Source organism: Kutzneria chonburiensis, from assembly GCF_028622115.1.
Classification (GTDB): domain Bacteria; phylum Actinomycetota; class Actinomycetes; order Mycobacteriales; family Pseudonocardiaceae; genus Kutzneria; species Kutzneria chonburiensis.
This window is the reverse complement of sequence record NZ_CP097263.1, coordinates 8,326,287-8,345,644: the sequence shown is the minus strand read 5'-3', so window position 1 is coordinate 8,345,644 and position 19,358 is coordinate 8,326,287. Positions and strand designations below refer to the sequence as shown.

The window sequence follows — 19,358 nt, the reverse complement described above, 5'->3', positions numbered from 1 at the left end:
ATTGAAGGGTGTTAAGGAAGATCCTTAACGGCGTTCGAGGGCTACGAGGAGCTCGTCGGTGGAGCTCACCGGCCGGTCGCAGACGTAGCCGCGGCAGACGTAAGCCGCGGGGGCGTCGTAGATGAGGGGCCGGTCGGCCAGCAGGGGTACGGAGTCGGGCGCGCCGGCCAACACGACCGCGCCGCCGGGGGCGTGGGCCAGCGCGACGTCTCGCAGCGACTCCCCGCGAGGGTCGCCGTGAGCCGTGGCGATGGCCACCTGGAGCGGCCCCTGGGCAATGGCCTCGGCGACGGTCAGCCAGTGCCCGGCGAACCGCGGCGCGCGGGCCACGAGCAGGCCGGCTCGGGTGACGGCGGCCTCGGCGGCCTCCCGGTAGCGCGACGCCTTGTCGTAGCCGACGAGCGCGGACGCCGTCAGCAAGGCGCCGGCCAGGGACGACGCGCCCGCCGGGCTGGCGTTGTCGCTGACGTCGGCCGGCCGGCCGACCAACTTCTCGGCGTCGTCGGCGGTGTCGTGGAAGACGCCCGGCTCGGCCGGATCGGCGAACCGCGCCAACGCCGTGTCCAGCAGCTGCACGGCGACTTCGAGCCACTCCTCGGCCCCGGTCGCCTGGTGCAGGGCCAGCAGCCCGTCGGCCAGGCAGCCGTAGTCCTCCAGCACGCCGGCCGCGGTGCCGACGACGCCGTCACGGGAGGTACGCCGCAGCCGGCCGTCCACGAGGTGCACTCGCACCAGCAGCGACGCCGCCGTGGCGGCCAGGCCGATCCACGCCGGCTGCCCAAGCGCCGCACCGGCTTCGGCCAGCGCCCCGATGGCCAGCCCGTTCCACGCCGTGACGACCTTGTCGTCACGGGCCGGCTGCGGACGACCGGCGCGCGCCTCCAGCAGCCGTTCCCGCACCGAGGCCAACCGGTCCAGATCCGACACGTCCTGCAAGTACTGCAAGGTCGAGGCACCCTCCTCGAAGGTGCCCTCCGCCGTGACATTGAAGACCTCGGCGGCCCAGACGCCATCGTCGGAGCCGAGCACCTCGACAAGCTCCGAAGGCGTCCACACGTAGGTCAGACCCTCGACGCCGTTGGTGTCGGCGTCCAGTGCGGCGGCGAAGCCGCCCTCCTCGGTCCGCAGCGCGCCGGCCAGGAACTCGGCCGTCTCGACGGCGATCCGCTCGGCCGGCTTCGACCCCGTGCGCCGGGCGAAGTGTGCGTACGCCCGCAGCAGCAAAGCGTTGTCGTACAACATCTTCTCGAAGTGCGGCACCACCCAGCCGGCGTCGACGCTGTACCGGGCGAAGCCGCCGCCGAGCTGGTCGTACATGCCGCCGCGGGCCATCGCCTCGATCGTGCCCTCGGCCAGCGACAGGGATTGCACGGAGCCGGTGCGCTCGTGGTGGCGCAGCAGGAACTCCAGGATCATCGACGGCGGGAACTTCGGCGCCCGGCCGAATCCGCCGTGCGCGCGGTCGTACTCGGCCAGCATCGACACCACGGCCCCGTCCAGCACCTCGTCGTCCACAGTGGACTCCGGCAGCGGGCGGGCGTTCTTCGCCAATTCGGCGACGATCTGACCGGCGGCCTCGCGGACCTCGTCGCCACGGGTGGTCCACGCATCGACCACGGCCGTCATCAGCTGCCGGAACGACGGGATGCCCGGCCGCGGCTCGGGCGGCGAGTAGGTGCCGCAGTAGAACGGCTCGCCGTCGGGCGTCAGGAAACACGTCATCGGCCAGCCGCCCTGGCCGGTCATGGCCTGGGTTGCCGCCATGTACACCGCGTCGACATCCGGCCGTTCCTCGCGGTCCACCTTGATGTTGACGAAGTTGCGGTTCATGATCGCCGCGGTCTCGTCGTCCTCGAAGGACTCGTGCGCCATCACGTGACACCAGTGGCAGGCCGCATAGCCGACGGACAGCAGCACCGGCACGTCGCGGCGGCGGGCCTCGTCGAACGCCTCCTCCGACCACGGCCACCAGTCGACCGGGTTGTCGGCGTGCTGCAACAGGTAGGGGCTGGTCGAGTCAGCGAGGCGGTTGGCCATGCGCCCCAGCCTGCCACTCCGGGAAACCACATGCGCGCCCCCGTGACCATCCGGGACACTGCGCAGGTGCTCCTGACCCTGACCACCACCATGCCGCAGGCCACTGACCTGGGCTTCCTCCTGCACAAGCACCCGGACAAGGCGCAGACGTTCCCCGTGTCCGCCGGTGCCGCGCACGTGTTCTACCCGCGCGCCACCGACGCGGAGTGCACCGCGGCGCTGCTGCTGGAGGTCGACCCCATCGCGCTGGTGCGGGGCGACCGGGGTCAAGGGCTGTTCCAGTACGTCAACGACCGGCCGTATGCCGCCAGTTCGATGCTGGCGGTGGCGCTCGGCACGGTGTTCCGCACGGCCATGCACGGCCGCTGCGACGCGAAGCCGGAGCTGCCGGGGCAGGACATTCCGCTGGCCGTGCGCCTCCCGGTGGTGCCGGCGCGCGGCGGCGCGGAGCTGGTGCGGCGGCTGTTCGAGCCGCTGGGCTGGACCGCGGATATTCAGCAGATCGAGGAATCCCGCTACGTCGACCTGACGCTCAGCGGCACCCTGCGGCTGGCCGACGCGCTCAACCACCTGTACGTGCTGCTGCCGGTGCTGGACGACACCAAGCACTACTTCGTGTCGCGCGACGAGATCGACAAGCTGCTGCGGGCCGGCGAGGGCTGGCTGGCCGGGCACCCGGAGCGAGAGCTGATCAGCCGGCGATACCTTGCGCACCAGCGTGGTTACGTCCGATCGGCGCTGGAGCGGCTGGGCGAGGTGGACGAGTTCGAGGTGGACGAAGCCGAACCGGTCGAACGTCGAGAGTCCCTCGCGGAGCTGCGCCGGGGCGCGGTGCTGGCCGTGCTGCGGCAGTCCGGGGCCCGGCGCGTGGTCGACCTCGGCTGCGGGCCGGGGGCGCTGCTGCGGCTGCTGCTCAAGGAGCCGCAGTTCGAGGAGATCCTCGGCGTCGACGTGTCCACGTCGGCGCTGCGCATCGCGGCCGCCCGGCTCAACGAGCGCGACCTGCGGCGCGTGACGCTGCGGCAGTCGGCGTTGACGTACAAGGACGCGGAGCTGGCCGGCTACGACGCGGCGGTGCTGATGGAGGTCGTCGAGCACCTCGATCCGCCGCGGCTGCCGGCGATGGAGCGGTCGGTGTTCGCCGCGGCCCGGCCGCGCACGGTGATCGTGACGACGCCCAACGTCGAGTACAACGTGCGGTACGAGGGCCTGGCGGCGGGCGCGTTCCGCCATCCGGACCACCGGTTCGAGTGGACTCGGGCGCAGTTCTCGGCGTGGGCGCAAGCCGTTGCGTCGCAGCATGGTTACCGCGTCCAGTACCTTCCCGTCGGAGAGCAGGACCCCGAGCTGGGTCCGCCGACGCAGATGGCCGTGTTCACACGGGAGGAGGAGCCGTCATGAGCGAGCTGGTCATTCCGCAGTTGTCGCTGGTCGCGCTGGTCGGCGCCTCCGGATCGGGCAAGTCCACCTTCGCCCGCAAGCACTTCCTGGGCACCGAGGTGATCTCCAGTGATCACTGCCGCGGCCTGGTGTCCGACGACGACAACGACCAGTCGGCCACCGGCGACGCGTTCGACGTGCTGCACTACATCGCCGGCAAGCGGCTGCACAACGGGCGGCTGACCGTGGTCGACGCGACCAACGTGCAGCGCGAGGGGCGGGCGTCGCTGGTGCGGCTGGCCCGCGAGCACGACGTGCTGCCGGTGGCGATCGTGCTGGACCTGCCGGAGTCCGTGTGCTTCGAGCGCAACCGGGCCCGGCCCGACCGAGACTTCGGTGTGCACGTGATCCGACGCCAGCGCAACGACCTGCGCCGGTCGCTGCGCTTCCTGGAGAAGGAGGGCTTCCGCCGCGTCCACGTGCTGCGCACGGTCGAGGAGGTCGATGCGGCGACGATCCGCCGCGAGCCGCTGGTCAACGACCGTCGGGGCGAGACCGGGCCGTTCGACATCATCGGCGACGTGCACGGCTGCCGCCTCGAGTTGACGGAACTGTTGACGCGGCTGGGATATCGCGTGGAAGGCGACTTCGCCGAGCACCCGGCCGGCCGGCGCGCGGTGTTCGTCGGCGACCTGGTCGACCGCGGCCCGGACACGCCGGGCGTGCTGCGGCTGGTGATGAACATGGTCGCCGCCGGCACGGCGCTGTGCGTGGCCGGAAACCACGAGAACAAGCTCGTCCGGGCCCTGCGCGGACGCAACGTGCAGGTGACGCACGGGCTGGCCGAATCGCTGGCCCAGCTCGCCGAGCAGTCCGAGGAGTTCCGGAAGCAGGCCGAGCGGTTCTGCTACGACCTCGTGTCGCACTACGTGCTGGACGGCGGCAAGCTGGTCGTCGCGCACGCCGGGCTGCCGGAGCGGTTCCAGGGGCGGGCGTCCGGGCGGGTGCGCAGCTTCGCGCTGTACGGCGAGACGACCGGCGAGACCGACGAGTACGGGCTGCCGGTGCGGTACCCGTGGGCCAACGACTACCGCGGCAGCGCGACCGTGGTGTACGGGCACACGCCGGTGCCGTCGGCCGAATGGGTCAACAACACCATCTGTCTGGACACCGGTTGCGTGTTCGGCGGGCAGCTGACGGCGCTGCGCTACCCGGAGCGTGAGCTGGTTTCCGTTGCGGCACAGCAGGTCTGGTACGAGCCGGTCCGGCCGTTGGTGACCGAGGAACCGGTGCGGCCGCCCGAGGAGCTGGACCTGACCGACGTGATCGGCAAGCGCACCGTGCAGACCGGAGCCCATGGTCGACTGACCGTACGGGCCGAGAACGCGGCGGCGGCGATCGAGGTGATGAGCCGGTTCGCGATCGAGCCGGCCAAGCTGCTGTACCTGCCGCCGACCATGGCCCCGGTGGCGACGTCGACGCGGCCGGAGGTGTTGGAGCACCCGGAGGAGGCGTTTTCCGGCTACCTGCACGACGGCGTGGATCGTGTTGTGTGCGAAGAGAAGCACATGGGTTCACGGGCGGTCGTGCTGGTGTCGCGCGATGACGGCGCCGTGCACACCAGGACCGGCCGGTCGTTCTTCGACGAGGAGCTGACCGGGCAGCTGCTGGAGCGGATCCGCAGCGCGGTGGAGAAGTCCGCACTCTGGTCCACTTTGGACAGTGACTGGCTGCTGCTGGACTGTGAGCTGCTGCCGTGGAACGCCAAGGCCGGCAAGCTGATCCAGGAACAGTACGCGGCCGTCGGCGCGGCGGCGTCGTCGGCGTTGCCGGTGGCCGTCGACGCGCTGCGCGAGGCGTCGGGTCGTGGTGTGGACGTGACGGAGCTGTTGACACGTACGGAATCCCGAGCGGACAACGCCGTCGCCTACCGTGAGGCGTACGAGCGGTACTGCTGGCCGACCGAGGGCCTGAACGGAGTGCGGATCGCGCCGTTCCAGCTGCTCGCGTCGGAAGGCGCCACGTACCACGACCGGCCGCACTCCTGGCACCTTTCCGTCGCCGAGCAGCTGTCCGCCGCCGACCCGGAACTGTTTGCCACCACGGCAAATCTGACCGTGGACACGACGGACGCGGAGTCGGTGCGGGCCGGCGTGCGATGGTGGGAGGAGCTGACGGCAGCCGGCGGCGAGGGCATGGTCGTCAAGCCGCTGGCCAACATGATGCGCGGCCGGCGCGGGTTGGTGCAGCCGGGGCTGAAGGTGCGCGGGCGGGAGTACCTGCGGATCATCTACGGGCCCGACTACACCGAGCCGGGCAACATCGACCGGCTGCGGCAGCGCGGTCTCGCGGCCAAGCGGTCGCTGGCCGCCCGCGAGTACGCGCTGGGCCTCGAAGGCCTGGAGCGGCTGGCTCGCGGCGAGCCGCTGTGGCGCGTGCACGAATGCGTGTTCGCGGTGTTGGCGCTGGAGTCCGAGCCGGTGGATCCGAGGCTGTAGATGATCGAGCACACCGTGTTGTCCGTGATCGTCGGCTCCCGCGCGCAGGGACTCGACACCGACGAGTCCGATGTGGACCGTCGGGGCGTCTACGTGCCGCCGACCAGGTTGTTCTGGGCCTTCGAGAAGCCGCCGTCGTCGATCGACGGGCCCGAGCAGGAGCGGTTGAGCTGGGAGGTCGAGCACTTCCTGGCGTTGGGGCTGAAGGCCAACCCCAACGTGCTGGAAGTGCTCGCCTCCGACTTGGTCGAGACGTGCACGCCGCTCGGCGAGGAGCTGCGGGCTCTGTTGCCGATGCTGCTGTCCCAGCGGATCGCCGACACGTACCGCCGGGCCACCGCACAGCAGTTCGCGCGCGCGTCGGCCGCCATGGCCAGTGGCGGCACGCCCCGGTGGAAGCAGGTCATGCACGTGATCCGGCTGCTGACCCAGTGCGACCACGCGCTGGCCACCGGCGAGCTCACGCTGAACGTCGGCGAGCACCGGGCGCAGCTGTTGGCCGTGCGCGACGGGGACGTGCCGTGGAAGGACGTATCGAAGTGGGTGGAGGATCTGCGCGACCGCACCGCGCGGGCCGTGCTCCGCTCACCGCTGCCCGCGGTGCCCGACACCGCGGCCGTCGAGGACTGGCTGGTGTCGGTGCGCCGGAGATCCGCTTTGGAGGACCAGTGACTGCGGTGGACGTTCCCGGGCTGCGTGAGGTTGTCGCCGAGCAGCCGTACCAGCTGCTGTTCGCGACCGTGTCCGGCGCGCACCTGTACGGCTTCCCGTCGGCCGACTCCGATGTGGACCTGCGCGGCGTGCATCTGCTGCCGGCCGACGAGGTCGTCGGGTTGCGGCACGGGCCGGAGACCCTGGAGCGGATGTGGCTGCGGGACGGCGTCGAGCTGGACCTGGTCACCCACGACCTGCTCAAGTTCGCCCGGCTCTTGTTGCGCCCCAACGGTTACGTCCTGGAGCAGCTGCTGTCGCCGCTGGTCGTGCAGACCTCGGACGCCCATGCCGAGCTGTCCGGCTTCGCCGCCGGCTGTGTCACTTCCCGGCATGCCCACCACTACCGCGGCTTCGCCCGGACCCAGTGGCAGCTGTTCGGCCGTACCAACGAGCTCAAGCCCCTGCTCTACACCTTCCGGGCCCTGCTCACCGGCATCCACCTGATGCGCACCGGCACCATCGAGGCCGACCTGTCCGTGCTGGTGTCGGAGCTACACGGCCCGTCGTTCCTGCCCGACCTGATCACGGCCAAAGCCGCCGGCGAGCACCTCACCCTGTCCGGCGGGCCGTCGTCCGAGCTGCTGTGGCGGACCTACGAGCGCTGGCTCGACGAGCTCGTCGCCGCCCAGGAGAAGTCCACCCTGTCCGAGCAGCCCTCAGCCGAGCCGCAGCTGCACGACTTCGTGGTTCAGCTGCGGCTCAAGGCCTGACGCGAGCGGACCATCAGCACGATGCTGACGATCAGCGTCATGAGGATCAGGCCGTGATACGTGAGGTCCGGCACCGACTTCGGGCCCGGGCCGGCGCTGATGGCCAGGATGCCCACGCACGTGCCGAACGCCGCGAAGGCGCTCGTTCCCAACGCCGCCGCCCGACGGCCCCGGAAGGCGAACAACGCCCCCACCGCCATCACCACCCCGATCAGCGCCTCCGGTCCGGCAGCGGCCGGCTCCCACTCCACCGTCAAGTGCAGCAGCGAGGCCACCAGGAACGTGGCCGCCTCGACGATCATCAGATACCCGAATCCCCTTGGCATGGCTCGAAGCGTGCCGCCTACCCGCCGCAGCGTCGTCCGTCCGCAGGCGGCAGTCGGACGTACGGACGCCGACGTACCAGCCGAGCAGTGTGAGCTGATCAGACGTGGTGGACATCGGCACGGTGATCGACTCTGAGCACGTCGATCCGCCGTTCCGGCTCACTGATCCGATAGACGACGCGGTACGCGCCGCGCCGGGCCGAAGGACATCCTTCCAACGGACCGATCAGGGGCTTGCCCAGCCGCTGCGGATTTTCTGCCAGCGGTCCGACGATGAACTCGACGCAGGCGGCAGCGATCTTCTCGGGCAGGCGTTGGAGCGTGCGGCGAACGCCCGGCGCGACGACCACCCGATAAGGCGTTTCGCTCACCGGTCACCGAGGAATTCGGCGGCGAGGTCGTCACCGGAAACGCTGTCACCGGCATCGATGTCGGCCTGTGCGGTCTGAATCTCGAGCAGCGCACCCGGCGTGGACAGGATCGCGATCGTCTCCTCGAGCCCTTCGAGATCCTCGGGGGCCAGGATGACCGCGGCAGGATGGCCGTGTCTGGTGATCGTCACCCGGTCATGCGTGCGCTGCACCTCGCTGACCACCTCGGAGAGGTGATCGCGGGCGTCGCCGAGCGGCATCGTGGTCACGCCAGAAGTGTAGCCAAAAGTCCCGCCAAACCCAACGACCGCTCAGCCGAGCAGCTTGAGCCAGGGGTGGTCGGGGTGCACGGCCTTGATCAGGTCGGCGCAGTGGTGCCGGCCGGCGGCGTCGAACCAGGGCAGCATGGCCACCAGGTCGGCCTCGTCCTTGGCCTGGTTGTGCTTGGCCTTGAACAACAGCACCAGCTCAGGCCGCAGGTAGCGGATGCCGCGGCCCTCCCAGGTGGCCTCGGACAGCGGCAGCACGATGGACGGGTCCCGCCCGCACACCCACTCGCCGCCCCGGTCCTCGGCCAGCTGGAAATCGAGCAGCCACGGCGAGGTGGCGTTCTCCCGCAGCCACAGCCCGGACGCCCACGACGGCACACCCTCGGGCCAGACCACGGGACGCATGGCCCCGTCGCCGACGGCCCAGATGTGGAAGCGCGGCGCGAAGTGCTCGATCACGGCGTCGGCGTCGCGGCGGAAGACGCCGAGGTCGATGTCGCCGTGCTCACGGCGCACGGCGGCGTAGGCCTCGATGGCCCAGCCGCCGTTGACCCACCACGGCACGTCCAAGCCGTCGCACAGGGCGGCGGCGTCGTCCGGCTTGATCAGGCCCCACGGCCCGTACCACCGGACGGCTTCCTCGTGATCCACCTAGTCCCCGGACTTCGGGGCCTGGTCCGTGGGCTCGTCGAAGCTGGCCGGCACCTTCTTCAGGTGCTTGGTCATCGAGCGGATCAGGAACGCGACGGCCACGAAGAACAGGACGAGCACGACAAAGCCGACGGGAGTGGACTTGCCGAAGTCCTCCCCCTGGCCGCCCTGGTCGGGGCTGGCGGGTGTGGTGGTTGCGGTGGTCGTCTGGGCCAAGACCACCGGGAGCGGCAGACCGCTCACACGTGCACCTTCTCTCGAACTCCGGCGAACAGGTCGTCCTCGGGCAGCGTGGTGTCGACCAGCGACCGGACCAGCTCGTACTCCTCGGTCGGCCACACCTCGCGCTGCATCTCCAAGGGTACGGCGAACCAGCGCGAGGTCGGATCGATCTGGGTGGCGTGCGCGCGCAGCGCCTCAAGGCCCTGCTCGAAGTAGTCGGCACACTCGACCCGGGTGGTGACCCGCTCCATGTTGTCCTTGCGGTTCGGGTCCCAGTTGGCCAGCCACTCCTCGTACGGCGACTCGAGGCCGCGGGCCAGCAGCCCCTCGTGGAACGCGGTCAGCTTGGCCTTGGAGAAGCCGTGCGAGTAGTACAGCTTCATCGTCTGCCACGGCGCGCCGGCCTCGGGGAACTGGTCCGGGTCGGCGGCGGCGTCGAAGGCCGCGACCGAGACCTCGTGGCAGCGGATGTGGTCGGGGTGCGGATAGCCGCCGTTCTCGTCGTACGTGACGATGACGTGCGGCCGGAACTCGCGCACCACCCGGACCAGGGCCTCGGTGGATTCCTCCAGCGGCACCAGCGCGAAGCAGCCCTCGGGCAGCGGCGGCTTGGGGTCGCCCTCGGGCAGCCCGGAGTCGACGAAACCCAGCCAGCGCTGCCGGATGCCGAGGATCTTGGCCGCGGCGGCCATCTCCTCGCGGCGGATCTCCGCCATGTTCTCCAGCACCTCGGGACGGTCCATGGCCGGGTTGAGGATGCTGCCGCGCTCGCCGCCGGTGCAGGTCACGACCATGACGTCATGGCCTTCGGCGACGTAGCGGGCCATCGTCGCCGCGCCCTTGCTGGACTCGTCGTCCGGGTGTGCGTGCACTGCCATCAGGCGAAGCTTCTCGGCCATGGTCCCCTCATCGTCGTATCCACCCTGCCCGCCGTCTCCACCGGGGGCCCAGGGATACTCAACCGGACGGTCGCGGGCATTGTTCCAAACCGGTCCGACAGTCCCGAGCGAGGAGGCGGCATGGTGACACAGCGTGAGCGCCCGGCCGGCCGCTACGGCTCCCGGGACACGCGTCGCGGGCCGCGCTGGGTGTACTGGGCCTTACTCGGCGTGTTCGTGACGGCCGGCCTGGTGGTGGCCTACGTGGCCTACGTCAATCTCGGCGACGGCCCGATCACGACCGAGCCGGCCAGCTACCAGATCGTCGACGACGGCACCGTCAAGTTCGGCTTCACGGTGACCCGCGACGACCCCTCGAAGGCCGCCGACTGCATCGTGCGGACCCGCGCCGCCGACGGCGACGAGGCCGGCCGACGCGAGGTGCTCGTCCCCGCCGGAGGCGGTCAACGCACGGTCGACACGGTGGTGCACACCTCGAAACGAGCAGTGAGCGTGGAGGTGTACGGCTGCTCCTACCAGGTGCCCCCATACCTCACGGCCAGCTAGCCGCCAAGCGGGTGAACCGGCCCGCAAGCAGTCGTGGACCTGCGAAAATCTCGCCGCCGGGCACTGGCGGCGTGCTAGAATCGCTCGACAGCACGGCCCCTTTCCACGGGCCGTGTTTTTCCGTTCCGGGCCTCACGGCCCGGAGTTGCCCGGTATGCCAGGGGCATACCGGCGTCCGCCTGTCCGGCGCGGGCCCGAGTAAAACGAGGAGTTGGTGACCGTGAGCGAGACCCAGGTGACCTGGCTGACCCAGGAATCCTACGACCGGCTCAAGCACGAGCTTGACGAGCTGATCGCGAACCGCCCGGTCATTGCCGCCGAGATCAACGCTCGGCGTGAGGAAGGCGACCTCCGGGAGAACGGCGGATACCACGCCGCCCGTGAGGAGCAGGGCAAGCAGGAGGGCCGGATCCGCCAGCTCCAGGAGCTGCTGCGGGCGGCGAAGGTGGGCGAGGCGCCGAAGAACGACGGTATCGCCGAGCCCGGCAAGGTGCTCACCGTCCGTTACGAGGGTGACACCGACACCGAGCAGTTCCTGCTGGCCACCCGCGAGGAGGGCGCGGAGGGCCCGATCGAGGTCTTCTCGCCGGCGTCGCCGCTCGGCCGGGCGCTGCTGGGCGCCAAGGAGGGCGAGACCCGCGAGTACGAGCTGCCCAACGGCAAGAGCATGAAGGTCACCCTGGTCAAGGCGGTGCCCTACACCGCAGCCTGACGCAGAGGCCGGCCTGCCCTGATCACTGAACCCGGTGATCAGGGCTTTTGCTCGTTGGCGACCCGATTCAGCAGCGGCCGCACCCGCGGCTCGATCGGCGTCGACAGCGCGATCGCCGTCGAGGTCCGCTGCACGCCCGGCACCGCCACCACCTCGTCGACGACCCGTTGCAGGTCGTCGTTGGACCGCGCGACCATGCGGACGTGCAGGTCGCCCTGGCCGGTGGTGGCGTGCACCTCGCACACCTCGTCGATCGCGGCCAGCTGCGCCGCCACCTCGGAGCGCCGTCCCTGGGCGATCTCCAGCACCGCGAACGCCGTCAGCCCGTAGCCCATCGCGGCCAGGTCCACGGCCGGCGGGAAGCCGCACAGGATGCCGCGCTCGGCCAGCCGGTCCAGCCGGGCCTGCACCGTGCCGCGGGCCACGCCCAGCCGGCGCGAGCATTCCAGCACGCCCAGCTTCGGCTCGTCGGTGAGCAGCAACAACAGCCTCGCGTCGAGCGCGTCCATCGATTCCCGGTCCACCTGGTCAGTCTGCCCAGTTCTGCCGGCAATTTCCACGGTTGACCGGACATCTTGTGCAGTGAAATCGACGGCTGTTGCGCACGGTGTCATCGCGACGGATGCTTCGGCTAGCTGATTGCACACCGCCACGGGAGGCCGCCATGACCGAGATGTTGGACGACGTCAGCTTCGACTCGCTCAGGCAGCTGGTCGGACTGGTCGACTACGACGCGTCCAAGGACCCGTTCCCGGTCAAGGCGATGGACGCCGTCGTGTTCGTCACCGGCAACGCCACCCAGACCGCGTGGTTCTACCAGGTGGCCTTCGGCATGCAGCTGGTCGCCTACTCCGGCCCGGAGACCGGCAACCGCGACCACAAGTCGTTCGTGCTGAAGTCCGGCTCGGCCCGCTTCGTGATCAACGGCGGCGTGGCGCCGGGCAGTGCGCTGCTCGACCACCACCGCAAGCACGGCGACGGCGTGGTCGACCTGGCGCTCGAGGTCGGCGACGTGGACCAGTGCATCAAGCACGCACGGGCCCAGGGCGCGACCGTGCTCGAGGAGCCCAACGACGTCACCGACGAGCACGGCACCATCCGCCGCGCGGCCATCGCCGCGTACGGCGAGACGCGGCACACGCTCATCGACCGCTCGCGTTACAACGGCCCCTATCTGCCCGGTTACGTCGTCAAGACCAGCACCGTCAAGCGGCCCGAGGGCGCGCCCAAGCGGCTGTTCCAGGCGATCGACCACTGCGTGGGCAACGTCGAGCTCGGGCGCATGGACTACTGGGTCGAGTTCTACAACCGGGTCATGGGCTTCGTGAACATGGCCGAGTTCATCGGCGACGACATCGCCACCGACTACTCGGCGCTGATGAGCAAGGTGGTGTCCAACGGCAACCACCGGGTCAAGTTCCCGCTCAACGAGCCGGCCGTGGCCAAGCGCAAGTCGCAGATCGACGAGTACCTCGAGTTCTACGACGGCGCCGGCTGCCAGCACATCGCGTTGGCCACCAACGACATCATCGCCACCGTGACCGCCATGCGGGACGCCGGCGTGGAGTTCCTCGACACCCCCGACTCGTACTACGACGACCCGGCGCTGCGGGCCCGTATCGGCGAGGTGCGGCTGCCCATCGAGGTGCTCAAGGAGCACCGCATCCTGGTCGACCGGGACGAGGACGGCTACCTGCTGCAGATCTTCACCGCGCCCATCGGCGACCGGCCGACGGTGTTCTACGAGCTGATCGAGCGGCACGGCTCGCTGGGCTTCGGCAAGGGCAACTTCAAGGCGCTGTTCGAGGCCATCGAGCGTGAGCAGGAGCGCCGCGGCAACCTCTGACGGCTCGCCGCCTTCAGCCTACCGCCCCACCCCGGCGAGCACCCCTTTGATGCCACATGCGCTTCCTACTTGCGTCCTGAGCGCAAGTAGGAAGCGCATGTGGCAAAAGATGAGGGGGTATCGGGATCAGCGGAGTACGGTGAAGCCGGCGGCGCGGAGGGCGGCCACGAGCTCGGCGCAGTGCTCGACACCGCGCGTCTCCAGGTTGAGCGAGACTTCCGCTTCACCCAGCCGAAGTTCGTCGGACATGCGGGTGTGTTCCACGTCCAGCACGTTCACGCCGAGGTCGCCGAGCATCGTCAACAGCCCGGCCAGGCTGCCCGGCTTGTCGTCGATACGCAGGCGCAGCGCCAGATAGCGGCCGGCGGCGCGCATGCCGTGCTGGATGATTTGCAGCAGCAGCAAGGGATCCACGTTGCCGCCGGACAGCACGGCGCACACCGGACCCTCGAACCGGCCCGGGTACTGCATGAGCGCGGCGATGGTGGCGGCGCCGGCCGGCTCGACGACCTGCTTGGCCCGTTCCATGCTCAGCAGCACGGCCCGGGCCAGCGAGTCCTCGGTGACTGTCACGACGTCGTCGACCAGATCCCGCACGTGCCGGAAGGTCAGCGCCCCGGGCTTGGCCACCGCGATGCCGTCGGCCATGGTCCGCACGCCCGGCAGCTTCACCGGCGAGCCGGTGCCGAGGGACTCGGGCAGCGCGGCGGCGTTCTCGGCCTGCACGGCGACGATCTTCACGTCCGGGCGCATCGCCTTGATCGCCACCGCGACGCCGCCGACCAGGCCGCCGCCGCCCGCGGCCAGCAGCACCGTGCCGACGTTGGGCAGCTGGTCCAGGATCTCCAGGCCGATCGTGCCTTGGCCGGCGATCACGTCCGGGTGGTCGAAGGGGTGGATGAAGACCGCGCCGGTGCGCTGCGCGAAGACGATCGAGGCCGCCAGCGTCTCGTCGAAGGACTCACCGGTCAGCTTGACGTCGGCGCCGTAGCCGCGGGTGGCCGCCAGTTTCGGCAATGGGGCCCGTCGCGGCATGAACACCGTGGCCGGAATGCCCAGCAGGGAGGCGCCCAGCGCCACCCCCTGCGCGTGGTTGCCCGCGCTGGCCGCCACCACGCCCCGTGAGCGCTCCTCGGCGTCCAGGCCGTGCATGCGTACGTAGGCACCTCGGATCTTGAACGATCCAGTCCGCTGGAGGTTCTCCAGCTTGAGGTACACCTCAGTGCCGTGAATCTCGCCGAGCACCCGGGAATGCTCCATCGGCGTCTGCCGCACGACGGTGGACAGCAGCTTCTGCGCCGCCCGCACCCGCTCGACGTTGACCAGCTCCATGCCGCCCGATCCTGCCAGTGTGCTGAGGGTCGCCACACCGGTGGCCCGTTACGGGTACTCTTGACGCATTCTCACCGGCGCCGGTGACCACTGAACCACGCGCGGTCATCGGAACGTAGTGCACAACTACGCCGGGATTTGGACATCGTGGAGGTGGCATGGCACGCGTGGCCCGCATCGCCGGGGTGCTGCCGCTGATCGGGGCGGTCGCGTGCGCCGCGGCACTGGCCGGAGCGGCCGTGTTCACCGTGTCGCAGGCCGGCTGCGCTGACGCCGGGCACTACGTGGTCAACGGCAACGTGGTGGAACTGGTCGGCAGCTGCGTCGACAAGCAGGACTTCCCGGGCGCCAAGGACACCGCGACCGGCGTCCGCCCCTGACGGCAGACGAAGGGCTCCCCACCCGAACCGGTGGGGAGCCCTTCGCGCGGTCAGCCCTGTGACATTCAGCCGAGCGCGACCAGCAGGTCCTCGACCAGGTCGTCGGCCGACTCGATGCCGACGGACAGGCGGACCAGGTCGTCCGGCACCTGGAGGACCGAGCCGGCGGTGCTGGCGTGGGTCATCTTGCCGGGGTGCTCGATCAGCGACTCGATGCCGCCGAGCGACTCGGCCAGGGTGAACAGCTTGGTGGCGGCGCACACGTCCAGGGCGGCCTGCTCGCCGCCGGCGACGGTGAACGAGACCATGCCGCCGTAGCGGCGCATCTGCTTGGCGGCGACCTCGTGACCGGCGTGCTCGACGAGGCCGGGGTAGAAGACCTTGGTCACCTTGGGGTGGCTGACAAGGGCCTCGACCACGCGCTCGGCGTTGTCGCTGTGCCGCTCCATGCGCACGGCGAGCGTCTTGAGGCCACGGAGCGTGAGCCACGAGTCGAAAGGCCCGGGCACGGAGCCGGCGGCGTTGCGCAGGAAGGCGAACTTCTCGTGCAGCTCGTCGTCGGACGTGATCAACGCGCCACCGACCACATCGGAGTGACCGCCGAGGTACTTGGTGGTCGAGTGCAGCACGATGTCGGCGCCGAGACCGAGCGGCGACTGGAGGTACGGGGTGGCGAAGGTGTTGTCCACCACCAAACGCGCCTCGGCCTCGTGGGCGATGCCGGCCAACGCGGCGATGTCGGCGATGCCGAGCAGCGGGTTGGTGGGCGTCTCGACCCAGATCACCTTGGTCTCCGGGCGAACCGCGGCCCGCACGGCGTCCACATCGGACAGATGCACCGGCGTGTGCTCGACGCCCCACTGGCTGAGCACCTTGTCCACCAAGCGGAACGTGCCGCCGTAGGCGTCGTCCGGGATGATCACGTGGTCGCCCGGGCGGACCAGCGAGCGCAGCGCGATGTCGGAGGCGGCCATGCCGGAGGCGAACGCCAGCCCGTGCCGGCCGCCCTCCAGTGACGCGAGGCACTCCTCGAGCGCGGTACGGGTCGGGTTGGCGGTACGCGAGTACTCGAAGCCGCCGGCCCGCAGCCCGCCGACGCCGTCCTGGGCGAACGTGGAGGTCTGGTAGATGGGCACGATGACCGAGCCGGTGTGCGGGTCAGGCTCCTGCCCGGCGTGGATCGCCCTGGTCTCGAAACCGTGTCGGGCGGTGCTGTCCGTCATGCACAGAGCCTACGTTGCGGCACTGGCCCCTTTCGAACGCAGATACGCGCCGGTCACGGGGGCCGAGGCCACCACGATCAAGATGACCGCCAGCGCGATCGGCAGGTACAGCAGGACGGCACTGCCGGCCGACCGTGAGATGTCCCACGGGAACTGGCCGACGATCGCGAACACCGCCACCGGCACGGCGATCACCAGCGCGGCGCCGACCACGGCCAGCGGCCGCCCGGCCGGAACCCGAACGAGCATCAGGATGGCGGCGACGAGCAGCAGCAGGGGCACGAGCACCGGGAGGACGAGCTCGAAGAGGATCTCCAGCACGCCGCCGTACTCGAGCAGCAGCGAGACCCCGCCGGGCAGCGTCCACTGGCGCACCACCGAGATGACCACGATGGCCAGCGCCAGCACGGCCGCGGTCACCGTGGTGCCGGCCGAAACCCGAGGTTTCATCAGGTCAACATAAAACGCCGCCGGGTGGTTCGCAGTGGAACCACCCGGCGGCGTCGAGACGAGCTACCTCACTGGCCGTAAGGCCCCTGCGGCGGCTGCTGGCCGAAGCCGGGCTGCTGCGGCGGCTGGCCGTAGGGCGCGGGCTGGCCGAACTGCGGGGCCTGCGGGGCGCCGAAACCACCGGTCGGCGGCTGCTGCTGCGGCGCACCGAACTGCGGCGGCTGCGGCTGGCCGTACTGGGGCTGCTGGGGCTGGCCGTACTGCTGCTGGCCGAACTGCTGCTGCGGCGCGCCGAAGGGCTGGCCCGGCTGCGGTTGGCCGAAGGGCTGCTGACCGAACGGCTGGCCGAACTGGCCGTAGCCACCGCCCTGCGGGGCCGCGCCGGCCTTGGCCGCCATGGCCGCCGAGGTGGACGGCAGCCACCACAGCACCAGCAGGCCGATCGCGACCACGATCCGGATCAGGGCGGACACCGCGCCGCTGCCGATGCCGATCAACGAGAACACGATGCCGAGGCCGAGCAGCACCGTGATGACGATCCGGCCCCAGCTCTGCCCCTGGCCGGCGAACCACGCGCAGGCGGCGACACCGGCGAACACCACGAGGGTGATCACGCCGGTGGTGATGGCCAGGCCGGCGCCGTACCGGAGGGAGAACAGCGAGATCAGCCCGATGATGCCCAGGACAAGACCGAGGCTCATCAGGCCGATGGTCGCCCACATCGCGATCGGCAGCGTGTTGGCGCCACCGGCGCTGCCACCGGCCATGCCCGAAGCGCCGTAGGCGCCGGGCTGCTGGGTCGCCCACGCCGGCTGCGGCGGGGCGCCGTACGGCTGCTGGCCGAACTGCCCCGGCTGGGGCTGGCCCGGCATACCCGGCTGGGGCTGGCCGAACGGCGGCTGGCCCGGCTGCTGGGGGAAGCCGCCGCTGGCCGGCGCGCCGAACGGCTGCGGCTGCTGGCCGAACGGGCTCGGCGCCGGCTGCCCGAAGGAGGGCTGGGCCGGCATCGGGCCGCTCGGCGGGTTGGCGTACCCGGGCGGGCTGTAGGTCGGCCCGGCCGGCGGCTGCTGGCCGGGCGGCACCACCTGGGTCGAGTCGGCGGGCGGCGGCGGAGGCGTCGTCGCTCCCGGTGACGGCAGGTCGCCCGGCCGCACCACCTGGGTGGCATTGGCGTCCGCGGGGCTGGTGGCCGGCGGCTGGGATCCCGCCCCGACCACCTGCGTGGCCTCCGGGTTCACCGCGGAGTCACCGGTCTCCGGCGGCTGTGGATCACTCATCGGGTTTCCAACCCCCTTGGGCCCTTGACGTCACGTCGGGCGTAACGCTAGCCCATACGCCGCAGCCCCGCCGCACACCTCGCAATACTCATCGACCAGCGAGAAATCCGAGGATGTCGTGCCGGGTGACCACGCCGGCCGGTTTGCCGTCGACGAGCACCATGGCGCCGTCCGCGGCCGACAGCGCGTCCATCGCGACGCCGACCGGCTCACCAGCGCCGATGGTCGGCAGCGGCGGGGACATGTGCTGCTCGACGCGGTCGGCCAGCTGCGCCTTTCCGGTGAACAGGGCGTCGAGAAGGTCCCGCTCGTTGACCGCGCCGGCCACCTCGGCCGCCATCACCGGCGGCTCGGCGTTGACCACCGGCATCTGGGACACCTCGAACTCGCGGAGGATGGCCACCGCCTCGGCCACCGTCTCGTTCGGATGCACGTGCACCAGCTCGGGCATCGTCCCGTCCTTGCGGCGCAGCACGTCGCCCGCGGTCGCGCCGGAGTGGTCCGGGGACAGGAAGCCGTAGGAGGACATCCAGGTGTCGTTGAAGACCTTGGACAGGTAGCCGCGGCCGCCGTCGGGCAGCAGCACCACGATCACGTCGTCCGGGCCGCAGCGGCGGGCCAGCTCGATCGCGGCCGCCGCGGCCATCCCGCACGAGCCGCCGACCAGCAGGCCCTCCTCGCGGGCCAGCCGGCGGGTGACGTCGAACGAGTCGGCGTCGGAGATCGGGATGATCTCGTCGCAGATGTCGCGGTCGTACGTGGTCGGCCAGAAGTCCTCGCCGACGCCCTCGACCAGGTAGGGCCGGCCGGTGCCGCCCGAGTACACGGAGCCCTCCGGGTCGGCGCCGATGATCTTGACCCGGCCCTCGGAGACCTCCTTGAGGTACCGACCGGTGCCGGTGATGGTGCCGCCGGTGCCCACGCCCGCCACGAAGTGGGTGATCCGGCCCTCGGTCTGCCGCCACAGCTCGGGACCGGTGGAGAAGTAGTGGCTCTCCGGGTTCTGCGGGTTGGCGTACTGGTTGGGCTTCCAGGCGCCGGGGATCTCCCGGACCAGCCGGTCGGAGACGTTGTAGTACGAGTCGGGGTGCTCGGGGGCGACCGCGGTCGGGCACACCACGACCTCAGCGCCGTACGCCTTGAGCACGTTGCGCTTGTCCTCGCTGACCTTGTCCGGGCAGACGAAGACGCACTTGTAGCCGCGGCGCTGGGCGACCAGCGCCAGGCCGACGCCGGTGTTGCCGGAGGTCGGCTCCACGATCGTGCCACCGGGCTTGAGCTCGCCGGAGCGCTCCGCCGCCTCGACCATGCGCAGCGCGATGCGGTCCTTCACGCTGCCGCCCGGGTTGAAGTACTCGACCTTGGCCAGCACCAGCGGCGCCAGACCTTCGACGAGCGAGTTCAACCGCACCAGCGGGGTGTTGCCGACGAGGTCGACTACGTGATCGACGTACTCCACCGAAAACCCTCTCGTTCCTGCACCGACGTGCCGAAGTCTCGTGAACTGGCCGCAGC

At 70.5% G+C, this 19,358-nt stretch carries 20 protein-coding genes and 1 pseudogene; 8 read left to right on the top strand and 13 right to left on the bottom strand.

The genetic code is table 11. The features are described 5' to 3' along the window. Nucleotides 1-24: 24 nt before the first annotated feature. Nucleotides 25-2,037: a thioredoxin domain-containing protein gene (locus M3Q35_RS38910; protein ID WP_273937558.1), complete on the bottom strand. Its 2,013-nt coding sequence runs from the start codon at nucleotides 2,035-2,037 to the stop codon at nucleotides 25-27. A gap of 66 nt (nucleotides 2,038-2,103) precedes the next feature. On the opposite strand from M3Q35_RS38910, the gene M3Q35_RS38905 reads away from it, so the two are divergent. Genes M3Q35_RS38905 through M3Q35_RS38890 form a run of 4 tightly spaced genes read left to right on the top strand, consistent with a single transcriptional unit; the run spans nucleotide 2,104 to nucleotide 7,339 of the window. Continuing rightward, nucleotides 2,104-3,438: a 3' terminal RNA ribose 2'-O-methyltransferase Hen1 gene (locus M3Q35_RS38905; protein WP_273944643.1), complete on the top strand. Its 1,335-nt coding sequence runs from the start codon at nucleotides 2,104-2,106 to the stop codon at nucleotides 3,436-3,438. Continuing rightward, on the top strand, nucleotides 3,435-5,915 hold the full coding sequence (locus M3Q35_RS38900; protein WP_273937557.1) for a polynucleotide kinase-phosphatase: 2,481 nt from the start codon (nucleotides 3,435-3,437) through the stop codon (nucleotides 5,913-5,915). The genes M3Q35_RS38905 and M3Q35_RS38900 overlap by 4 nt, the downstream gene beginning before the upstream one ends. Beyond that, complete coding sequence (locus M3Q35_RS38895) at nucleotides 5,916-6,587, top strand: nucleotidyltransferase domain-containing protein (RefSeq protein WP_273937556.1); 672 nt, start codon at nucleotides 5,916-5,918, stop codon at nucleotides 6,585-6,587. After that, nucleotides 6,584-7,339, top strand: coding sequence for a nucleotidyltransferase domain-containing protein (locus M3Q35_RS38890; RefSeq protein WP_273937555.1), 756 nt, complete (start codon nucleotides 6,584-6,586; stop codon nucleotides 7,337-7,339). The genes M3Q35_RS38895 and M3Q35_RS38890 overlap by 4 nt, the downstream gene beginning before the upstream one ends. Here M3Q35_RS38890 and M3Q35_RS38885 read toward each other — a convergent pair. From M3Q35_RS38885 to mca, 6 genes and pseudogenes are all read right to left on the bottom strand, one after another. Further along, nucleotides 7,318-7,665, bottom strand: a complete 348-nt coding sequence (locus M3Q35_RS38885) for a hypothetical protein (RefSeq protein WP_273937554.1) — start codon at nucleotides 7,663-7,665, stop codon at nucleotides 7,318-7,320. The two genes, M3Q35_RS38890 and M3Q35_RS38885, sit on opposite strands and share 22 nt — an antisense overlap. Before the next feature lie 98 nt (nucleotides 7,666-7,763). Further along, nucleotides 7,764-8,036, bottom strand: a complete 273-nt coding sequence (locus M3Q35_RS38880; protein WP_273937553.1) for a type II toxin-antitoxin system RelE family toxin — start codon at nucleotides 8,034-8,036, stop codon at nucleotides 7,764-7,766. Further along, complete coding sequence (locus M3Q35_RS38875) at nucleotides 8,033-8,296, bottom strand: type II toxin-antitoxin system Phd/YefM family antitoxin (RefSeq protein ID WP_273944641.1); 264 nt, start codon at nucleotides 8,294-8,296, stop codon at nucleotides 8,033-8,035. The genes M3Q35_RS38880 and M3Q35_RS38875 overlap by 4 nt, the downstream gene beginning before the upstream one ends. 51 nt (nucleotides 8,297-8,347) lie before the next feature. After that, the gene (locus tag M3Q35_RS38870; protein WP_273937552.1) at nucleotides 8,348-8,956 is read right to left on the bottom strand and encodes a sucrose phosphorylase domain-containing protein; all 609 of its coding nucleotides are present in this window, start codon (nucleotides 8,954-8,956) and stop codon (nucleotides 8,348-8,350) included. Between the two features lie 18 nt (nucleotides 8,957-8,974). Then, nucleotides 8,975-9,190 (bottom strand): annotated as a pseudogene (locus M3Q35_RS38865) (hypothetical protein); the annotation flags it as partial. Between the two features lie 5 nt (nucleotides 9,191-9,195). Then, entirely contained in the window at nucleotides 9,196-10,077 is an 882-nt protein-coding gene (gene mca, locus M3Q35_RS38860; protein ID WP_273937551.1) for a mycothiol conjugate amidase Mca, read from the bottom strand. 120 nt (nucleotides 10,078-10,197) lie between these two features. Here mca and M3Q35_RS38855 point away from each other — a divergent pair, with 120 nt between their 5' ends. Together M3Q35_RS38855 and greA are read left to right on the top strand one after the other, a co-directional pair. Further along, complete coding sequence (locus tag M3Q35_RS38855) at nucleotides 10,198-10,623, top strand: DUF4307 domain-containing protein (RefSeq protein WP_273937550.1); 426 nt, start codon at nucleotides 10,198-10,200, stop codon at nucleotides 10,621-10,623. 211 nt (nucleotides 10,624-10,834) lie between these two features. Next, nucleotides 10,835-11,335, top strand: coding sequence for a transcription elongation factor GreA (gene greA, locus M3Q35_RS38850; RefSeq protein WP_273937549.1), 501 nt, complete (start codon nucleotides 10,835-10,837; stop codon nucleotides 11,333-11,335). Between the two features lie 38 nt (nucleotides 11,336-11,373). Here the strand turns inward: greA and M3Q35_RS38845 are convergent, their stop codons facing one another. Then, complete coding sequence (locus M3Q35_RS38845; RefSeq protein WP_273944639.1) at nucleotides 11,374-11,844, bottom strand: Lrp/AsnC family transcriptional regulator; 471 nt, start codon at nucleotides 11,842-11,844, stop codon at nucleotides 11,374-11,376. A 155-nt stretch (nucleotides 11,845-11,999) separates the two neighbouring features. On the opposite strand from M3Q35_RS38845, the gene hppD reads away from it, so the two are divergent. Beyond that, nucleotides 12,000-13,181 (top strand): 4-hydroxyphenylpyruvate dioxygenase, encoded by a 1,182-nt coding sequence (gene hppD / locus M3Q35_RS38840; protein WP_273937548.1) that lies wholly within the window; start codon nucleotides 12,000-12,002, stop codon nucleotides 13,179-13,181. Between the two features lie 126 nt (nucleotides 13,182-13,307). On the opposite strand, the gene ilvA is transcribed toward hppD, so the two are convergent. Beyond that, complete coding sequence (gene ilvA / locus M3Q35_RS38835) at nucleotides 13,308-14,513, bottom strand: threonine ammonia-lyase (RefSeq protein ID WP_273937547.1); 1,206 nt, start codon at nucleotides 14,511-14,513, stop codon at nucleotides 13,308-13,310. Between the two features lie 158 nt (nucleotides 14,514-14,671). On the opposite strand from ilvA, the gene M3Q35_RS38830 reads away from it, so the two are divergent. Continuing rightward, nucleotides 14,672-14,893 carry a hypothetical protein gene (locus M3Q35_RS38830; protein WP_273937546.1) on the top strand — a complete coding sequence of 74 codons (222 nt, stop codon included), beginning with the start codon at nucleotides 14,672-14,674 and terminating at the stop codon, nucleotides 14,891-14,893. A 65-nt stretch (nucleotides 14,894-14,958) separates the two neighbouring features. On the opposite strand, the gene M3Q35_RS38825 is transcribed toward M3Q35_RS38830, so the two are convergent. The 4 genes from M3Q35_RS38825 to M3Q35_RS38810 all read right to left on the bottom strand — a co-directional run bounded on the left by M3Q35_RS38825 (nucleotide 14,959) and on the right by M3Q35_RS38810 (nucleotide 19,302). Next, nucleotides 14,959-16,116, bottom strand: coding sequence for a cystathionine gamma-synthase (locus M3Q35_RS38825; RefSeq protein ID WP_273937545.1), 1,158 nt, complete (start codon nucleotides 16,114-16,116; stop codon nucleotides 14,959-14,961). 9 nt (nucleotides 16,117-16,125) lie between these two features. After that, nucleotides 16,126-16,566 (bottom strand): hypothetical protein, encoded by a 441-nt coding sequence (locus M3Q35_RS38820; RefSeq protein WP_273937544.1) that lies wholly within the window; start codon nucleotides 16,564-16,566, stop codon nucleotides 16,126-16,128. 68 nt (nucleotides 16,567-16,634) lie between these two features. Next, nucleotides 16,635-17,843, bottom strand: coding sequence for a hypothetical protein (locus M3Q35_RS38815; protein ID WP_273937543.1), 1,209 nt, complete (start codon nucleotides 17,841-17,843; stop codon nucleotides 16,635-16,637). Nucleotides 17,844-17,931: 88 nt separating this feature from the next. Beyond that, nucleotides 17,932-19,302, bottom strand: a complete 1,371-nt coding sequence (locus M3Q35_RS38810; RefSeq protein WP_273937542.1) for a cystathionine beta-synthase — start codon at nucleotides 19,300-19,302, stop codon at nucleotides 17,932-17,934. Nucleotides 19,303-19,358: the final 56 nt, after the last annotated feature.